General features: G+C 66.1%; 12 protein-coding genes. 8 read left to right on the plus strand and 4 right to left on the minus strand.

The annotated features are described in order from the left end of the window. The first annotated feature begins 91 nt into the window (after positions 1-91). Both PX52LOC_RS07800 and PX52LOC_RS07805 read left to right on the plus strand, forming a co-directional pair. On the plus strand, positions 92-2,578 hold the full coding sequence (locus PX52LOC_RS07800; protein WP_149109560.1) for a U32 family peptidase: 2,487 nt from the start codon (positions 92-94) through the stop codon (positions 2,576-2,578). An 86-nt stretch (positions 2,579-2,664) separates the two neighbouring features. Continuing rightward, on the plus strand, positions 2,665-4,059 hold the full coding sequence (locus PX52LOC_RS07805; protein WP_149109561.1) for a DUF1501 domain-containing protein: 1,395 nt from the start codon (positions 2,665-2,667) through the stop codon (positions 4,057-4,059). A gap of 73 nt (positions 4,060-4,132) precedes the next feature. On the opposite strand, the gene PX52LOC_RS07810 is transcribed toward PX52LOC_RS07805, so the two are convergent. After that, the gene (locus tag PX52LOC_RS07810; protein WP_149109562.1) at positions 4,133-4,360 is read right to left on the minus strand and encodes a hypothetical protein; all 228 of its coding nucleotides are present in this window, start codon (positions 4,358-4,360) and stop codon (positions 4,133-4,135) included. A 627-nt stretch (positions 4,361-4,987) separates the two neighbouring features. Here PX52LOC_RS07810 and PX52LOC_RS07815 point away from each other — a divergent pair. Further along, positions 4,988-9,034 (plus strand): hypothetical protein, encoded by a 4,047-nt coding sequence (locus tag PX52LOC_RS07815; protein ID WP_149109563.1) that lies wholly within the window; start codon positions 4,988-4,990, stop codon positions 9,032-9,034. A gap of 71 nt (positions 9,035-9,105) precedes the next feature. Here PX52LOC_RS07815 and dapA read toward each other — a convergent pair whose 3' ends face one another. Next, the gene (gene dapA / locus PX52LOC_RS07820) at positions 9,106-9,999 is read right to left on the minus strand and encodes a 4-hydroxy-tetrahydrodipicolinate synthase (protein ID WP_149109564.1); all 894 of its coding nucleotides are present in this window, start codon (positions 9,997-9,999) and stop codon (positions 9,106-9,108) included. Positions 10,000-10,067: 68 nt separating this feature from the next. Next, positions 10,068-10,457, minus strand: a complete 390-nt coding sequence (locus PX52LOC_RS07825; protein WP_149109565.1) for a hypothetical protein — start codon at positions 10,455-10,457, stop codon at positions 10,068-10,070. 94 nt (positions 10,458-10,551) lie between these two features. Between PX52LOC_RS07825 and PX52LOC_RS07830 the strand changes: the two genes are divergently transcribed. The 5 genes from PX52LOC_RS07830 to PX52LOC_RS07850 all read left to right on the plus strand — a co-directional run bounded on the left by PX52LOC_RS07830 (position 10,552) and on the right by PX52LOC_RS07850 (position 13,571). Continuing rightward, entirely contained in the window at positions 10,552-11,208 is a 657-nt protein-coding gene (locus PX52LOC_RS07830) for an RNA polymerase sigma factor (RefSeq protein ID WP_149109566.1), read from the plus strand. A gap of 158 nt (positions 11,209-11,366) precedes the next feature. Then, positions 11,367-12,035 carry a hypothetical protein gene (locus tag PX52LOC_RS07835; protein ID WP_149109567.1) on the plus strand — a complete coding sequence of 223 codons (669 nt, stop codon included), beginning with the start codon at positions 11,367-11,369 and terminating at the stop codon, positions 12,033-12,035. Positions 12,036-12,065: 30 nt separating this feature from the next. Then, a complete protein-coding gene (locus PX52LOC_RS07840; RefSeq protein WP_149109568.1) occupies positions 12,066-12,500 on the plus strand; it encodes a hypothetical protein in 435 nt (144 codons plus the stop codon). A 77-nt stretch (positions 12,501-12,577) separates the two neighbouring features. Beyond that, positions 12,578-13,180: a hypothetical protein gene (locus PX52LOC_RS07845; RefSeq protein ID WP_149109569.1), complete on the plus strand. Its 603-nt coding sequence runs from the start codon at positions 12,578-12,580 to the stop codon at positions 13,178-13,180. A gap of 58 nt (positions 13,181-13,238) precedes the next feature. Further along, positions 13,239-13,571, plus strand: coding sequence for a hypothetical protein (locus PX52LOC_RS07850; protein ID WP_149109570.1), 333 nt, complete (start codon positions 13,239-13,241; stop codon positions 13,569-13,571). 216 nt (positions 13,572-13,787) lie between these two features. On the opposite strand, the gene PX52LOC_RS07855 is transcribed toward PX52LOC_RS07850, so the two are convergent. Then, positions 13,788-14,993, minus strand: a complete 1,206-nt coding sequence (locus PX52LOC_RS07855; RefSeq protein ID WP_149109571.1) for a polysaccharide pyruvyl transferase family protein — start codon at positions 14,991-14,993, stop codon at positions 13,788-13,790. Between the last annotated feature and the right edge of the window lie 70 nt (positions 14,994-15,063).

Here is a 15,063-nt window from a genome sequence, read left to right on the forward strand (position 1 = left end):
GTGTCGGTCCGTGGTGTTGGTCTATTGGAACCGCCCGAACTGCGACAAACAAGTGCAGTAGTGCCGGCAAGTTTCGCCGTAGAATCACCGTATGCAGACTTCGAACCATCTTGAGCTTCTCGCCCCGGCCGGCGATTGGGAGGCGATGCGGGCGGCCGTGGCGAACGGGGCGGACGCCGTCTACTTCGGCCTGTCGCAGTTCAACGCCCGCGCACGGGCGGCCAACTTCACGCTCGATGAACTGCCGAAGGTGATGGACTTCCTCCACCGGCGGAACGTCCGCGGCTTCGTGGCGATGAACACGCTCATCTTCAGCGACGAACTGCCGGACGCGGAGAAGTTCATCGCGGCGATGGCGGCGGCCGGCGTGGACGCGGTCATCGTGCAAGACCTCGGCCTCGTGCAACTGATGAAGCGCATCGCCCCGACGCTGCCGATCCACGGCAGCACGCAGATGACGCTGACCGAACCGCGCGGCATCGCGTTCGTCCATAAGCTCGGCGTCGAGCGTGTGGTGTTGGCCCGCGAGTTGTCACTCAACGATATTCGCAAGGTGACGGCCAACACGGACGTGCCGGTCGAAGTCTTCGTCCACGGTGCCCTCTGCGTGGCGTACAGCGGCCAGTGCCTGACGAGCGAAGCCCTCGGCGGCCGCAGCGCGAACCGCGGCCAGTGTGCCCAGGCGTGCCGGCTGCCCTACGAGCTGATCGTGGACGGCGAGCGCCGCGACCTCGGGGACAAGGCGTACCTTCTCAGCCCGCAAGACCTCGCGGCCTACGACCACATCGCCCCGCTCATTGAGGCCGGCGTGATCTCGTTCAAGATCGAGGGCCGGCTGAAGGGCGGCCCCTACGTTGCGGCCACCACGAAGACGTACCGCCAGGCCATCGACGCGGCCGTGGCGAACGCCGACTTCCGCCTGCCGCGCAAGGACGAACTCGATCTTGCACAGACGTTCAGCCGCGGCCTAACGCCGGGCTTCCTCGACGGCGTGAACCATCAGAAACTCGTGCGCGGCCGGTTCCCGAAGAGCCGCGGCGTGAAGCTCGGTACGGTGGCCGGCGTGTCCCGACTCGGCGTGACCGTGCGGCTGGCGGAACAATTGCCGGTCGAAGAATTGATTCGCGCCGGCGACGGCGTGCTGTTCGACATCGGCACGCCGCAGGAACAGGAACCGGGCGGCCGCGTGTGGAAGGTGGAAGTGCCGAAAGCCCACCCGTCGCGACGGGTGGGCTTTGCGGAGGTGACTCTCACCTTCGAAGCGAACGCCCTCGACCATTCGCGCATCCCCGTCGGCTGCGAGGTGTGGAAGACCGACGACCCGGCGTTGCGGAAGAAGCTCGAACAGACCTACTCGCAAGACAAGATCGCCCGTCGGCAGCCCGTCACGGCTACGCTCGCCGGCACGGTCGGCGGCCCGCTGACGCTCACCTTCCGAGACGCCACGGCCGTGTGGCCCGGCCCGCTGGAAGTCGCCACCAAGCGGGCAACGACGGCCGACGAAATCCGTGAGCAACTCGCCCGCCTCGGCGACACGCCGTTCGAACTCGCCGGCGTCACCCTCGACCTGCCACCGAACGTCCTCGTTCCGAAGAGTGTCCTGAACGACCTCCGCCGTCAGGCCGCGAAGAGTCTCGCCGACACGGTGCTGACATCGCGGCGTCAAGCCATCGCGGAGGCGAACGCCCTCACCTCACTCCGCAAGTCTTTCACTCCGCATTCCGAGCCCCGCACTCCGCACTTGACCGTCCTCGTCCGCAGCCTCGACCAACTCGACGCGGTCCTCAGCGTTCGCCCGGCGATGGTCTACTGCGACTTCGAAGACGCCCGCCGGTACGCAGACGCGGTGAGCCGTGCGAACGCGGCCGGCGTGCCGATCGGCGTGGCCCCGTTGCGGGTCTGGAAGCCGGGCGAGGACGGGTTCCAATCGCTGGTCGTGCGGGCGAAGCCGGACGCCGTGCTCGTGCGGAACCTCGCGTCGATCGGGTACTTCCGCGAGCAACTGCCGACGGCCACCCTGATCGGCGACTTCAGCCTGAACGTGGCGAACGACCTGACCGCCGGCATACTCCTCGCGGAAGGGCTGGAACGCCTCGTGCCGAGCTTCGACCTGAACTGGGATCAGTTCGCCGCACTCATGGCCCACGCCGACCCGACCCGGTTCGAGGCCGTCGTCCACCAACACATGCCGATGTTCCACAACGAATATTGCGTGTTCGCCCACACGCTCTCGAACGGCAAAGACCACACCGAGTGCGGCCGGCCGTGCGACCGCCACCGCGTTGAGTTGCGGGATCGTACGGGAGCGAATTTCCCAGTTCTGGCCGACGCCGGGTGCCGGAACACGGTCTTCAACAGCGTGCCCCAGAGTGCGGCCGAGTACGTCGGCGGGATGCGGAAACTCGGCGTGAACTGGTTCCGCGTCGACCTGTTGCGTGAGACTCCCGAACAGATCCGACCGCTGTTGGCCCGCTACGCCCGGGTGATCGCCGGGCAGGACGACGGCCGAACGGCCTGGCGGGAGTTGCGGGCGTTGAACCAACTCGGCGTGACCCGCGGGTCACTCCAGGTGGTGTAGGGATCGGCTCCCACGCAATGGCCCCGAGAACGCCGCGGTGAAATCGGCACTCGCATTCTGACCGCCGGTCGGGTACGCTCAACACCATGCTCCTCCTCGGCCAACAGACGCAACGGACCTGCCAGACGCTCAACCGCCGGGCGTTCGTGCAAATCGGGGCGTCGTCGGTCCTCGGCCTGTCACTGGCGGACCTCCTGCGGGCGAAGGAGTCGGGCTTGAACCCCGGTTCCGCGAAGGCGGTCATCCTCGTCTGGCTCTGGGGCGGGCCGAGTCAACTCGACACTTGGGACCCGAAGCCGAACGCCCCGCTCGAATTCCGCGGGCCGTTCGCCACCATCCCGACCCGCACCCCCGGCCTCCGCTTCTGCGAACTCTTCCCGAAGCTCGCTGGGCTGTCGGACAAGATGACCGTCCTGCGCGCGCTCACCACCTTGTCGAGCGATCACGGCATCGCCGGGACCATTGGCCTCACCGGCAGCCCGGCGGGCGGCACCGGGTTGGACGGCAAGCCGCTGCCGGGGGCACCCCGGCCGGCCGTCGGGTCGATCGTCGCGAAGGCGATGGCCAACCGCGGTCGCGGGTCGGCGGCCGGCATTGCCTCGCCGTTCCTCGTGATCGGCGGCAAACTGCACCAGGGGAAGAAGCCGATCATCGGCGAGGGCGGCGGCCCCCTCGGGCCGGCTTATGACCCCTTCCGCTTGGAATACGACCCCGTCCACGGCACGAAGGTGCCCGCGTTGCAACTGCCGAAAGACCTGACGCCCGAACGCCTCGCCGACCGGCAGAAGCTGATGGAATCGCTGTCGGAGGCGGAACGAAAAGTCGAAAAGTCGCTGTCGGTGTCCACGCTCAACGACTACCGCTCGCGGGCGTTCGCGATGCTCACGTCGGCGAAGACGCACGCGATGTTCGACCTGTCGCAGGAGTCGCCGAAGGCCGTGAACGCCTACGGCCGCACGCGGTTCGGCCAGTCGTGCCTTCTCGCCCGTCGGCTGGTCGAAGCCGGCGTGCCGTTCGTGCAGGTGAACTGGAGCGACCACGTCGAAGCGGAGGAAGACTCCGGCGACGGCGGCTGGGATCACCATTACCGCAACTTCCAGATCATGCAGGACCGCCACGCGATGTGGCTCGATCAATCCCTGTCGGCGTTGCTCCGCGACCTGTCGGAGCGGGGGCTGCTCGAATCGACACTTGTGCTGGCCGTCGGCGAATTCGGCCGCGACCCGAAGGTGAACGATAAGGCCGGCCGCGAACACTGGCCGGGTTGCTACTCGGCCCTCATGGCCGGCGGCGGAGTGGTCGGTGGGCGCGTTCTCGGCACCAGCGACGCAAAGGCGGCGAAGCCGGCCGACACGCCGCTGACGCCCGGCGACCTGTGCGCGACCGTCCACCACAGTGTCGGTTTGACGAGCGAACAGATCGCGGGCATGGGCCTCACGTCGCCGGGCCGGGTGATCGAAGAATTGTTCGGGACGAAGTGACCCACAAAATGAAGCGGGGTGGGGGGCGGTTCCGCGGGAACCGCCCCCCACCCCGTTCGCCTTCCGGCCGTGGTTAGCCCTTGTCTTCGGTCGTCGGCAGGTTGCCGAACAGGTCGCCGATGACTTTGCGGAGGATTTGGCCGGTCGTCATGCCGCGGCGGCTAGCAGCGGCTTCCAGAGCCTGAGCCTGCCAGCGGGGGAGCAACAGCGGGAGTTCCACCACTTCCATGTCCGACCGGCTCGCCTCGCCCATCACGGGCGTCGTCGCGAACGTCGGGGTCGCCATTGTTGCTATCGTCATGTCGCACGATTTGGTCAGCGGAATTGGACGAAAGAAATTATAAACCCCCTCACGGATTCGAGCCATTTCAGCGGCTTGGCCGCGAGACGGGGTGATAATATCTTCTGAACGCAAGGGCGATGCCAGGTTCGGAAATCGGAACCCGCTCGGGCTGACGAAAGCCTTATTCTCATCCATTTCTGTTTGTTTTCCCTTTTACAATACGCGGCAAGTTTTTATCAGATTCGAGACGTTTCGAGCAGAATCCAATGTTCGGCACGATTTCCATGCATCTGAGAATTTATAAAGCCCGGGGTCCGAAAATGCCACACCCCGATTTGAGAATTGGCAATATCACCTTCCGAGTGCTGATTTTTTCCTGCGCACAGTGCTGGCATTCCATGCACGATATTTAAACGAACCTGCGATTGCCCGATTCAAGTTATTCTTCCGAATTGTCCCTCCCGGGGCGATCAAGCCGACGATCGTACCGCCCGCACCGGCTTGACCGGTCTGGAAAATTGGGAAATCCCTTGCGTGCGTCTGTTGATCTGAAAGAATACGATTAGACTGCTGGCGCGGTCCAATTCTGCGAACCGGCCCACGGTGACAAGGGCGGCCCAGGTTGCGCACACGGGAGATAGGGCGATGGCCAAACGTAAGAATCCGAAAGGCTCGAATCCGCCCGGCGACGACGATCCGAAGAAGAGCGAGTTGCCCGAGTGGTTGCGCACCGACGACTGGCTGCAAATCACCCCCACGCCGTCCGGGACGGGGCTGCCCGAAACGCCCTCCGGCCGCATTCCCGTCGGCCTGCCACCGTCCAAGAACGATGACCTGAGTACGGACATCATTCAACTCGACGAGGACAGCGTGGCCGACGTGGAGGTTCCGCCCTCGACGATGCTCTTCTCCGACCCGGACGATTCGGTCCTTCTCAGCGACGACATCCTCTCGCCCGGCCCGCTGAGCGGCAAACTCAAGCCGAGTTCGTCGTCGAGCCTGCGACTTCCGAAGATCAAGCCGGAGGTTCCCCCGGCTCCGGCCGCCAGCGAGAATGCCGATAACGACATCGACCTCGGTCTGATGCCGGACGTGGACAACCCGATCGCCGCCGGACCGGCGTCCGGCGTTCGGCGGGCCGCCCCGGCGGCGTCCGACAGCGACGCCGCGATCGGCCAGCCGATCAAGCCCACGGAACCGGCCTCGGGCTGGCTTTCCAACTCCGGGACCAAGCTCGAAACCACGCCGCCGGCCGCCAAACCGCCCATTCCCTCGACGCCGAACATCGCTGCGACATGGGCGGAACTCTCCGTACCTCAGGCGAAGGTCCTGCCCGAACTGCCGAAGGCCGCGCCCGAAACGCCAACTGCCGGCCAACACCCCGGCAGTTGGCACCCGTCGTCGGGCGACATTGGCGTGCCGTCGCTGGCGAACATCGACCTGCCGCCGGAAATCGGTGACGGTGGCTCGGACATCTTCAGTACGGCGAAGAACCCCGGCCTCGCCCCCGGTTCGTACCCGGTCGAGCCGGTGAAAATTGCCCGGCCGAAGGCCCCGGACGCGCCGCCGGTCGCCGAGGTCAAGCCGCCGCGGGAAGCGACCCCGGCCACGCCGTCGCTCCAGTTGCCGTCGCTGCCGAACTTGCCGACGGAACCCTTGAAAGGGAGCTGGCACCCGTCGTCCGGCAACGTCCAACTCCCCACGCAGTCGGACATCGACCTGCCGCCGGAGGCCAACGCGGGCGGCTCGGACATCTTCAGCAAGGCGAAGAACCCCGGCCTCGCACCGGCGTCTTCTACCCCCGTCCTGCCGTCGAACCTTCCCAAGAAGCCGGTCCGCCCCGAGCCTCAATCGCTGGAAGTGACGAACCTCCCGCTCCCCACCACGCCGGTCGATCCGGCGTCGGGCTGGCTGAGCGGCGCGAGTAAGGTCGGCAAGACCGCGAAGGTGGACCCGCCGAAGGCCGAGCTGCCGAAAGTCGAGCCGGATTCGGGCTTGATTCCGACGTCGTCGGAGATCGACCTGCCGCCGATTCGCCAGGGCCTTGAGTTGCCCCCGCCGTCGTCCGCCCTGCATCCCACGTCGTCGGAGATCGACCTGCCGCCGATCCCGCTGACGGAACCGGAACCGTCGGACATCTTCTCGACCGCCCGCGCCCCCGGGCAGCCGATCCCGAAGGGCGATTCGGCCCTCTTCACCGGCGCGCAAGCCCCGGACTCGAGCATCTTCCCGAACTTGCCCCAAGCCACGGCTGGCGAGTCGAGCCTGTTCACCGACCTGATCACGCCGGCGGAGGACACCGGCCGGGTGAGCATGGCCCCGCCCGACGCGATCAACGTCAGCCCGGTGCTGCCGGGGTCGAAGACGGACGCCGTGAACTTCGCCCTGCCGGGGCCGACCGACGAGGACTCGTCCGGCGTTGAAGTCGTCGACACTAGCGGCACTCTCGACCCCGGTGAGGGCGTGGCGACCGGCCCCGAGTCGGGTATTCTCTCGGCCAACCCGATCATCGAGGACGATTCGCTGCCGGACCCAGAGTTCGGCGAAGGGTTGGACCTGCTCGACGCGGAGTTGGTCGAGGACGAACCCGACGCCGGCCGGCCCGACTTCAACATCTTCCCCGGCGTCGCCGGGTCGGACTCGAACCTGCTCGGCGATCGCACCCTCGTGGACGCCGGGCTGCTCGGCCCGCACTCGTCGAGCGTGAACCTCGCCGACCCGAACGCCCTGTCCCGCGACCCGACGGCCGATTCCGGGCAGTTGTCCAGCATCTTCAACAAGCCCGACCCCGCGGGCTCGGGCGGGCAGATCGACCTCGACTCGATCCCGCTCATGGGGTCGTCGGACGACGGCACGACGGCCGAAGAGGCGAACACGTCGGCCGTGCTCGGGGGCCGTCTCGACGACCCGCACGCCGGCGACCTGGAAGCGTCGGTGTTCGACGTGACGCTGCCGAAAGACGAGACGGCCGACAGCGGCCTGATCGACTGGTCGACCGACGCCGCCGGCGTCACCGACCGCCTCGGCGACGCCTCGAACCGGCAGCCGACGTTACAGCGGACGCTGCGGACCGAGGCTCCCGACGAGGGCGAGATCGACACCGATGGGCCGATCACGCCCACCCCTCCGAAGCCGGCCCGCAAGGCCGACGTGAAGCGACCGGTTTCCCGGCCGGAAATCGACCTGGACGCCGACGCGCCGAAGGGACGAGCTCGCAACGGCCTGCTGATTAGCGCGATCAGCCTGCTGGCCGGGGCCGGCATCGGGGCCGGGGCCATGTTCCTGACCGGCGGGTCGTCCGGCGACAAGAAGTCCGACCCGCAGGCGGCCGTTGCCCTCGCCGACACGCAGGCGAAACTGACCGCCGCCGAACAGACTGCGGCCGACGCCAAGAAGAAGGCCGACGCCGCCGAGGTCGCCAACAAGGCGATCAACACGGAGTTGAAAACCGCTTCGGCTGCGGTCGAGGCCGCCAACAAGGCACTCAACGCGGAGATGAAGACGGCCACCGCCGCGACCGCCGCGAAGGGCAAACTTGAAGGCGATCTGGCCGACCTGAAGAAGACTTCGGCCGAAGAGATCGCGGCGGCCAAGAAGAAGGCCGACGACCTTGAGGGAACGACGAAGAAGTTGCAAGACGAGAAGGCCAGTCTCCTCACCGAAGTCAAAAAAGTGACCGACGACAACACGACCCTGATGGCTGCGGTGACGGCCGCCAAGGAGGACGTGGCGATAAAAGCCAAGGACCTCAACGCCGCCAAGCTCGCGGCCGACGCCGCTACGATGAAGCTGAAAGCCGCCGACGCCACACTCGATCCGGTCATCGACAAGCTGAAGGCCGCGAAGCTGATCGACGAGAAGGCCGACCGCGAGAAGGCGATCGCGGCACTACCGGAAGCATTGAAGAAAGCGAACCTCATCACGGGCGAAGGCGACACGGCCAAACTCGCGAAAGAACTGACCGACGCCCGCGACGAGTTGAAGAAGCAGAAGGAGGCCGCCGACACGGCCCTGAAGGCGTCGACCGACAAGCTGACCGCGGCTCAGGCGACGGCCGAGAAACAACTGGCCGACGCGAAGACCGCCGCCGAGAAGTCGATGGCCGACCTGCAAAAGAAGGTGGACACGGCCGACGCGCGGATCAAGGATGAAGTGAAAACGGCCGTCGCCGCCGCGACCAAGGACGCCGACGCGAAAGTCGCGAAGGCACAGGAACAGGCGACCGAACAGCAGAAACTCGCCGCGTTGGAAATCCAAAAGGCGCAAGCGGCTCGCTCCGCCGACGCGAAGGCGTTCGAGGCCAAGATGGCTGAGTTGACCGACCAGTTCCAGCGGCAGATGGCGACCGTGAAGAGTGGGGCCATCGTTCCGCTCAACGACGTGTTCGTGGCCAAGACGGCCGAGGCCGCAACGGCGTTCGACGCCGGCACGACCGCCTACTTCGCCGGCCGGTACGCCGACGCCGAGGCCGCGTTCGCCCGTGCGGGCAAGGCCGACCAGACTGATGCCCGATACTGGTACTTCCTCGGTCTCAGCAAGTATGCACAGGGGAAGAAGAAGGAAGCGGAAGCCGACTTCAAGACCGGGTCCGACTGGGAAGGCCGTGGGAAGCCAGGCCGCCGCGCCGTGGCGACCGCCCTCGAAAGCATTCAAGGTCCCGCCCGCCGGGCCCTCGAAGCCGTGCGGCCGTAACAACGGGTTGGATAAACGGAGCAAGCCCGGGGACGACCGTCCCCGGGCTTGCTCCGTTTATCCATCAACACTTACTTCAACAGGCCGTAGTTCACGAGCGTCTGCCGGACCTTCGCGTCGCCGGCCGCGTCCATTGGGTACATCGGCAAGCGCATCTCGCCGTTCCCGCGGCCGAGCAATTTCATCGCCGTCTTCACGGGGATCGGATTCGTCGCCACGCTCAGCATGTCGCGGCAGAGCGGGAACAGCTTGCGGTGCAGCTTCAACGCCTCGTCGAACTTGCCGGCCGCGAACGCCCGCACCAAGGCCATCATGTCCTTCGGTACGATGTTGCCGACCACCGACACCACGCCCTTGCCGCCGATGCTCATGAGGGGCAGCGTCAGGCTGTCGTCGCCGCTGAGAATCGTCAGGTCGCACAACGCCGCCACTTGCGACGCCTGGTCGAGCGAGCCGGTCGCTTCCTTGATGGCTACGACGTGCGGGAACGCTTCCGCGAGGCGGGCGATCGTCTCCGGCAGGATGTTCGAGCCGGTGCGGCCGGGGATGTTGTAAATCACCTGCGGCAAGTCGCACGCCTCTGCGACGGCCCCGAAGTGGCGGAAGTACCCTTCCTGCGTCGGCTTGTTGTAATACGGCCCGACTTGCAGCGTGCCGGTCGCCCCGGCCTTCTTCGCCGCCTTCGTCATGCGGACGGCTTCGCTGGTGCTGTTCGACCCGGTACCGGCCATGATCTTCACTCGGCCGCGGGCACGCTCGCAGACGAACGCGACGACGCGCTCGTTCTCGTCGTGGGTGAGCGTCGGCGACTCGCCGGTGGTGCCGCACGGCGCGAGGCCGTCGGTCCCCTGCTCGGCGTGCCAGTCCACGAGTTTGCCGAGTTCGTCCCAGTCGACGGCCCCGTCCTTGAACGGCGTCACGATGGCAACGGTGACGCCCGCGAAAAGTTCCCCACGAGTTTGCATGACAGCCTCGGCGTAAGAAAAAGCACTGACAGGACAGGGTACGAACGACGGGAACGGATGCAAGAGCGCTATCGGGAGCCGGGCTTCGCCGAAGGGCGGTTGATGCAACGGCCGAAGTACCAGTCGATGACGGCGGACACCAAGATGAAGGTGATGGGCAGCATTCCCCAAAAGGCGCATTCGATTTCGAGAATGGACGGGTTTGCCACTCTGCGGGAGTAGAGTTCGAAACCGAACGAGCGGACGGTGATCGTTCCAGGTTCGGTGAAGTCCGTGAACTGCATTGCCACCGTCTCAGTTACCGAAACGGCAGCGTCGGGGCTGCCGAGTGTCACGAGCACAGCGAAGAGAGCGGCACACATGCCGGCCATCGCGCAGACAAACGCAATCAGGCGGCTGCCGCGGGACGATGTTGTAGTGGCGTTGGGAGAGGGCATCGAATACCACAATTCTTTCACGAGCCCACGTCGCAAGCAAGGGCAGGGACTCGCTGCCCTTGCTTGCGACGTGGGCTCGTGGGAACATCTTACGCCTCTCTGCTACAATGCCCGCATGTCCACCGACTCTGATCGCTTGTTGGTTCAGCACATCCGGGCGGGCGGGGCGAAGGCCGACGCCGCTTGGGAGGAACTCGTCGCCCGGTACGAGGGCCGACTCGGCGCGTTCGTTCGCAAGCGGCTCCGCGACCACGGCACCTCCGACGACGTGGTGCAAGAGACGTTCATCGGCTTCCTCAACAGCCTCGCCAACTACGACGACAAGCGCGACCTCCAGACGTGGCTGTTCACCATCGCGTCGCACAAGGTCACGGACCAACTCCGGCGGATCGGCCGGCGGCCGTTTCAGACCGGCAGCGAGGCGGACGAAGAGATGATGGGCAAGGCCGCCGACGGTCGCCAACGGCCGGCGTCCAGCCTCGCCCGCAGCAAGGAGCGGCTCGACCTCGAACACGACGCCGTCGCCCGGTGCCTCCGCGACATGATCGGCGCGTTCCGGCAGAAGGGCGAGTTCCAGCGCATTCAGGTGCTCGAACTCCTCTTCGTGAAGGGCTGGCCGAACAAAGAAGTGGCCGCGTTCGTCGGCGTCAACGAGCAACAAGTGGCGAACTACCGCTTCGCCGCGGTCAAGAAACTGACCGAGCAGATGAAATCGGCCGGACTGCCAGTTGAGGTATTCCCCGAATTGACCCTGCCGGATGACCTGAATTAAGCTCCGACGAAACCCCTTCAATCGCTACAGTTTCCGCAGTCTCTCCCTTCGACCCTGATTTTGAGGCCCGGCAAATCGTGCCGGCTGTAGCGATTTGACCGGCGGGGGAAACGGTTCTACCTGTTGAGTGGTTCGCCCCCGACCCTGCCGACGTACCCATGCTGAAACTGCCCGACGAAATCATGGCCGCGCCGTCCGACACGACGATCCCCGGCCTCGCCCAACGGCGGGTCTGGAAAGCTCCGGACGTGACATCGCACTCGCTGGTGGTGCTCACCCTGCCGCGGTTGTACCTGACGCCCATGACCGGGTCGCCGAAGACGGAAGTCATCAGCCAACTGGAAACGGTGCGGGCCGTCGACTCCTTCCTCGGCCCATTGGCCACGGCCATCGACCTGTACACGGTCCGCCGGGTGAAGCTCGACCTGAAAGACCACACGGTTACGATCGACCACCAGATGGCCAACTCGCCGAACGGCCGCACGGTCATTCGGTTCGCCGACGGGCGGGTGGCCGACTCGTTCTTCGCGAAGATTTGGCGGCGACTGGGCGACGGGTACCAACTCAAGACGTTCGCCCCGGAGTGGTGGACGCTGGCCCGCTTGCCGATCGTGTTCATCGCGGCCGTGATCGTCTTCACCGCCATCACGGCGATGGTCCTGAACGCGATTTCGGACACCGGGATCGACCAGCACGGCATCGCCCGCGTTCTGCCGAACTGGCGGATCGTGTGCGCCGTCGGTGGCGGGGCGGTCGCGGCCGCCCAGATGTGGCTGTACCGCATGGCCTCCCGGCCGCCGGAGCGGCTGGAATTGCAACAGTTGTAACGATTGATTTTTTAGGATCGGTAGATCGAAATGACGCGAGACGAACTCGTCGAGATGATGGAACGCATCCCCGAACTGGACCACTCGAAGGTGCAGTTCGTGATGCGGAGCGGGGCCATGCTGTCGCTCGACATCCTGGTGCGGTTGGAGCCGACGTACCTCGTCATGCGGGGCCGCGAAGCCGGCAACCAGGACGAGGGGCGGGGATTCTTCCTGCCCTACGCGGACATCCAGTTCTTGAAGATCGAACGGGTGATGACGCTGGCCGAGATGGAGGCCATGTTCGCCGACCGGCTCGCGAGCGTGAAGCGGGCCGGGCGGGAAACGCGGTCGGATTCGATCACGGAAACGCCGCCGCCGCCGTCCGCCCCCCTGGACCCGGCCGCCATCGCGAAGCAGAATTTGTTGGACCGCATCCGGGCCGCCAAGTCGGTCATTACCAACGGCCGCCCGGCCTCGAAATGAATTGACGCCGCCCCCTCCGGCGGCTATCCCCGGCCGAAAGGCCACCCCCGTAACGTCCCCCTCGCAGCTGGACCCGCATGCGCTCGCCCGATACGTCGCGGCCGGAATTCGTCGCGCCCCCGCCCTCGGCCCACGACACCCTGGACGCGCAGGGGCTTGTGAACACCGATCTGGTGCAAGGCGTGTTCGCCGCCCGCGACCTGGAGTGGGAAACCGAACTGCTCACGCGCCTGTCGGAGCAGGAACAGCGGTTCCGCGAGTTCACCCGAAGGAAGTTCCAGGCCGACCCGCACGGCGTGTTGGGGCTGGCCGTGCGGATGGTGCAGGCCATCGACGCCGATGCCGCCTGCCACGCGGAGCGGGCCACGCTCATCCGGGCCAACCTGCCCGCCACGCGAACCGCCGCCGCCCCGTTCCTCCGCCAAGCCGAGGCGCTGCCAAAGCCGCCCCCGCCCCGCACGGTGTTGGGGTTCACCGTTTCGACGCCGCGGGTGGAACCCGTCGTGCGCTCGTCCGCGGCGGCACTGGTCCGCGAACTGCCGACCGTGATCGAGAGCTACCTGCTGCTCCTCGGCAACGGCTTCGCCACCGGGCACGCCGCCGCGAAGTGGGTCGAGACGAGCAGCGTCTTCACCCGCCAACTGACGAAACTCACCCGCCACATCACCGACGCGGGGTAAGGGTATGCCTCGGTGTTCCCAACTCCGGAGGGGCACACTCTACGTTGGTGTTATCGTCTTGGTAGTCTTTTCGACCCGGTGGCTCTGTCAGCAGTTCGACAAGTCTGCGCTCTTCTCGGCACTTTCGCCCGATGTTGTCACGGGTCGGTTCAAGAACGACGCGACGTGGGAGGGGCGTTCCGATTGGCAGTTGTGCTCATCTCTGGGGCGTCCCGATAACGTCGTTCCTGCCGAAAAGTGCGATGTGTTCTTTTTCCTGCCACCGCGGGCCTACGTAAAGGTCTACATCTACAACTCGATCGACCTCGCGGCCTACATCGACAGAAGCGGAACCGTGGTGGCGACGGACGTTCCGGTCCGGAAAATCGCTCGACAACACAGCCTCGATTAGCGACGTATAATCGGGACCGCGATCCGAACCTTATTCCCTCTCCCCCGGCTTTGAGGGGGAGAGGGTTAGGGTGAGGGGCACACCTTCATTCTACGGAAACCCGTCTCACCGGGAGGAACGTCTTCCCCTCACCCCGGCCCTCTCCCCCTCAAAGCCGGGGGAGAGGGAGGAATTCGGCTCCTTCGTGTGGGTTGATTCTGACCGATCGCGCAACGCTTACCCCACCTCTGCCACCATCGCGGCCATTCGTTCGTTCGCGAACGTGTGGGCCTTCTCGGCTATCGTGCGGGCCGCCGGCAGGTCGCGGCCGATCTCGACGATTCGCTCGGCAATCTCCTTCCCGCTCGCGTCGTCGATCTCGAACAGCCAGCGATCGAGGCCCACGTCCCGCCACATCTGGCCCTTCCGCGTGTCGGTCGGCTGTCGCAGCAACATTGCGGGAACGCCGGCGGCGAGGGCCATGATCGGCGAGTGGTTCTCGAAGCTCGCGACGGCCGCCGCCTGTGCGTAGATGCTCGCGGCCTCGGCGGTCAACCAGTAGCGGTCGAGGACGGCCACGTTCGGCTTCACGGCCGCCGGCAGCGGGTCGTACAGCAGCGGTCCCAACCGCTCGACGGCGTAAGTCATCTCCGGCACCAGGAACACCTTCCGCTTGAACTGCGTCACCCACGCGATGATGCCCTCGCGCAACTTCGCGTGGTCGCGCTCGGCGAACGCCTCGTTGACGGCGCTCCGCTTCGGGTTCGGCTTCACCGTGTCGCGAATCTCCCAGTACGGCGTCCACCGCAGCCGCGGCACCGCACAGAGGTATTGTCCCGGTTCCAGGCCGTGTTCCTTCAGCAACTTGCCCGCGGCCGCGTCGTCGCGCAGGTCGAGGGCGAAGGTCGCGTCCGGGCCGAACTCCATCTTCGGCCCCGCGATGCCGGTCGCCTTCAGGGCCTTCAGCGAGTCGCCGTCGCGGGTGAAGACGAACTTCGCCCCGGCGAGCAGGTCGCGGTGCGACTTCAGTTCCGCGTCGCTCAGCGTGACACCGGCGAAGCCGTAGGGCTTGCCCGCCTCCTTCGCCCGCAACGCTTCTTTCGCCCCGACCAACCCCGGCCCGGAGCCGTGGAGGAAGAAGTCGCACGCCGTCAGCGCCGCGTCCTGCTCGGCCTTCGTCTTCGCGAGTCGCAGTTTCGGGAACCGCGTCGTCAGCAGCGTCTCGACTTCCGGGCTGAGGGCGTTCGGCCAGAGGGTGACTTCGTCCTGCGGGCGGTGCTTCTCGAACAGCGACAGCATCCCCGGCGTGTGGGCGATGTCACCGATGTTGACGGTCTGCCACGACGAGCGGAGCAGAACCTTTTTCCCCTTCGGGTCAGCGGCACGGCCGGGGGAAGCCGCGAGGGTCGCGGCGGCGGTGGCGAGGAAGGTGCGGCGGTTCACGGGAGCACTCCGGGAGTGGTAGAAGTGGCGTCGCGGGTGGTATAACTCTCGGTACTCCGAACGTCCCGCC

Source organism: Limnoglobus roseus (assembly GCF_008254045.1).
GTDB classification, from domain to species: domain Bacteria; phylum Planctomycetota; class Planctomycetia; order Gemmatales; family Gemmataceae; genus Limnoglobus; species Limnoglobus roseus.

Excerpts from the sequence above, each read along its gene's own strand:
- PX52LOC_RS07815 (WP_149109563.1), top strand. The coding sequence starts at position 4,988 with ATGGCCAAACGTAAGAATCCGAAAGGCTCGAATCCGCCCGGCGACGAC.
- PX52LOC_RS07835 (WP_149109567.1), top strand. The coding sequence starts at position 11,367 with ATGCTGAAACTGCCCGACGAAATCATGGCCGCGCCGTCCGACACGACG.
- PX52LOC_RS07810 (WP_149109562.1), bottom strand. The coding sequence starts at position 4,360 with ATGACGATAGCAACAATGGCGACCCCGACGTTCGCGACGACGCCCGTG.
- PX52LOC_RS07845 (WP_149109569.1), top strand. The coding sequence starts at position 12,578 with ATGCGCTCGCCCGATACGTCGCGGCCGGAATTCGTCGCGCCCCCGCCC.
- PX52LOC_RS07830 (WP_149109566.1), top strand. The coding sequence starts at position 10,552 with ATGTCCACCGACTCTGATCGCTTGTTGGTTCAGCACATCCGGGCGGGC.
- dapA (WP_149109564.1), bottom strand. The coding sequence starts at position 9,999 with ATGCAAACTCGTGGGGAACTTTTCGCGGGCGTCACCGTTGCCATCGTG.
- PX52LOC_RS07840 (WP_149109568.1), top strand. The coding sequence starts at position 12,066 with ATGACGCGAGACGAACTCGTCGAGATGATGGAACGCATCCCCGAACTG.
- PX52LOC_RS07805 (WP_149109561.1), top strand. The coding sequence starts at position 2,665 with ATGCTCCTCCTCGGCCAACAGACGCAACGGACCTGCCAGACGCTCAAC.
- PX52LOC_RS07800 (WP_149109560.1), top strand. The coding sequence starts at position 92 with ATGCAGACTTCGAACCATCTTGAGCTTCTCGCCCCGGCCGGCGATTGG.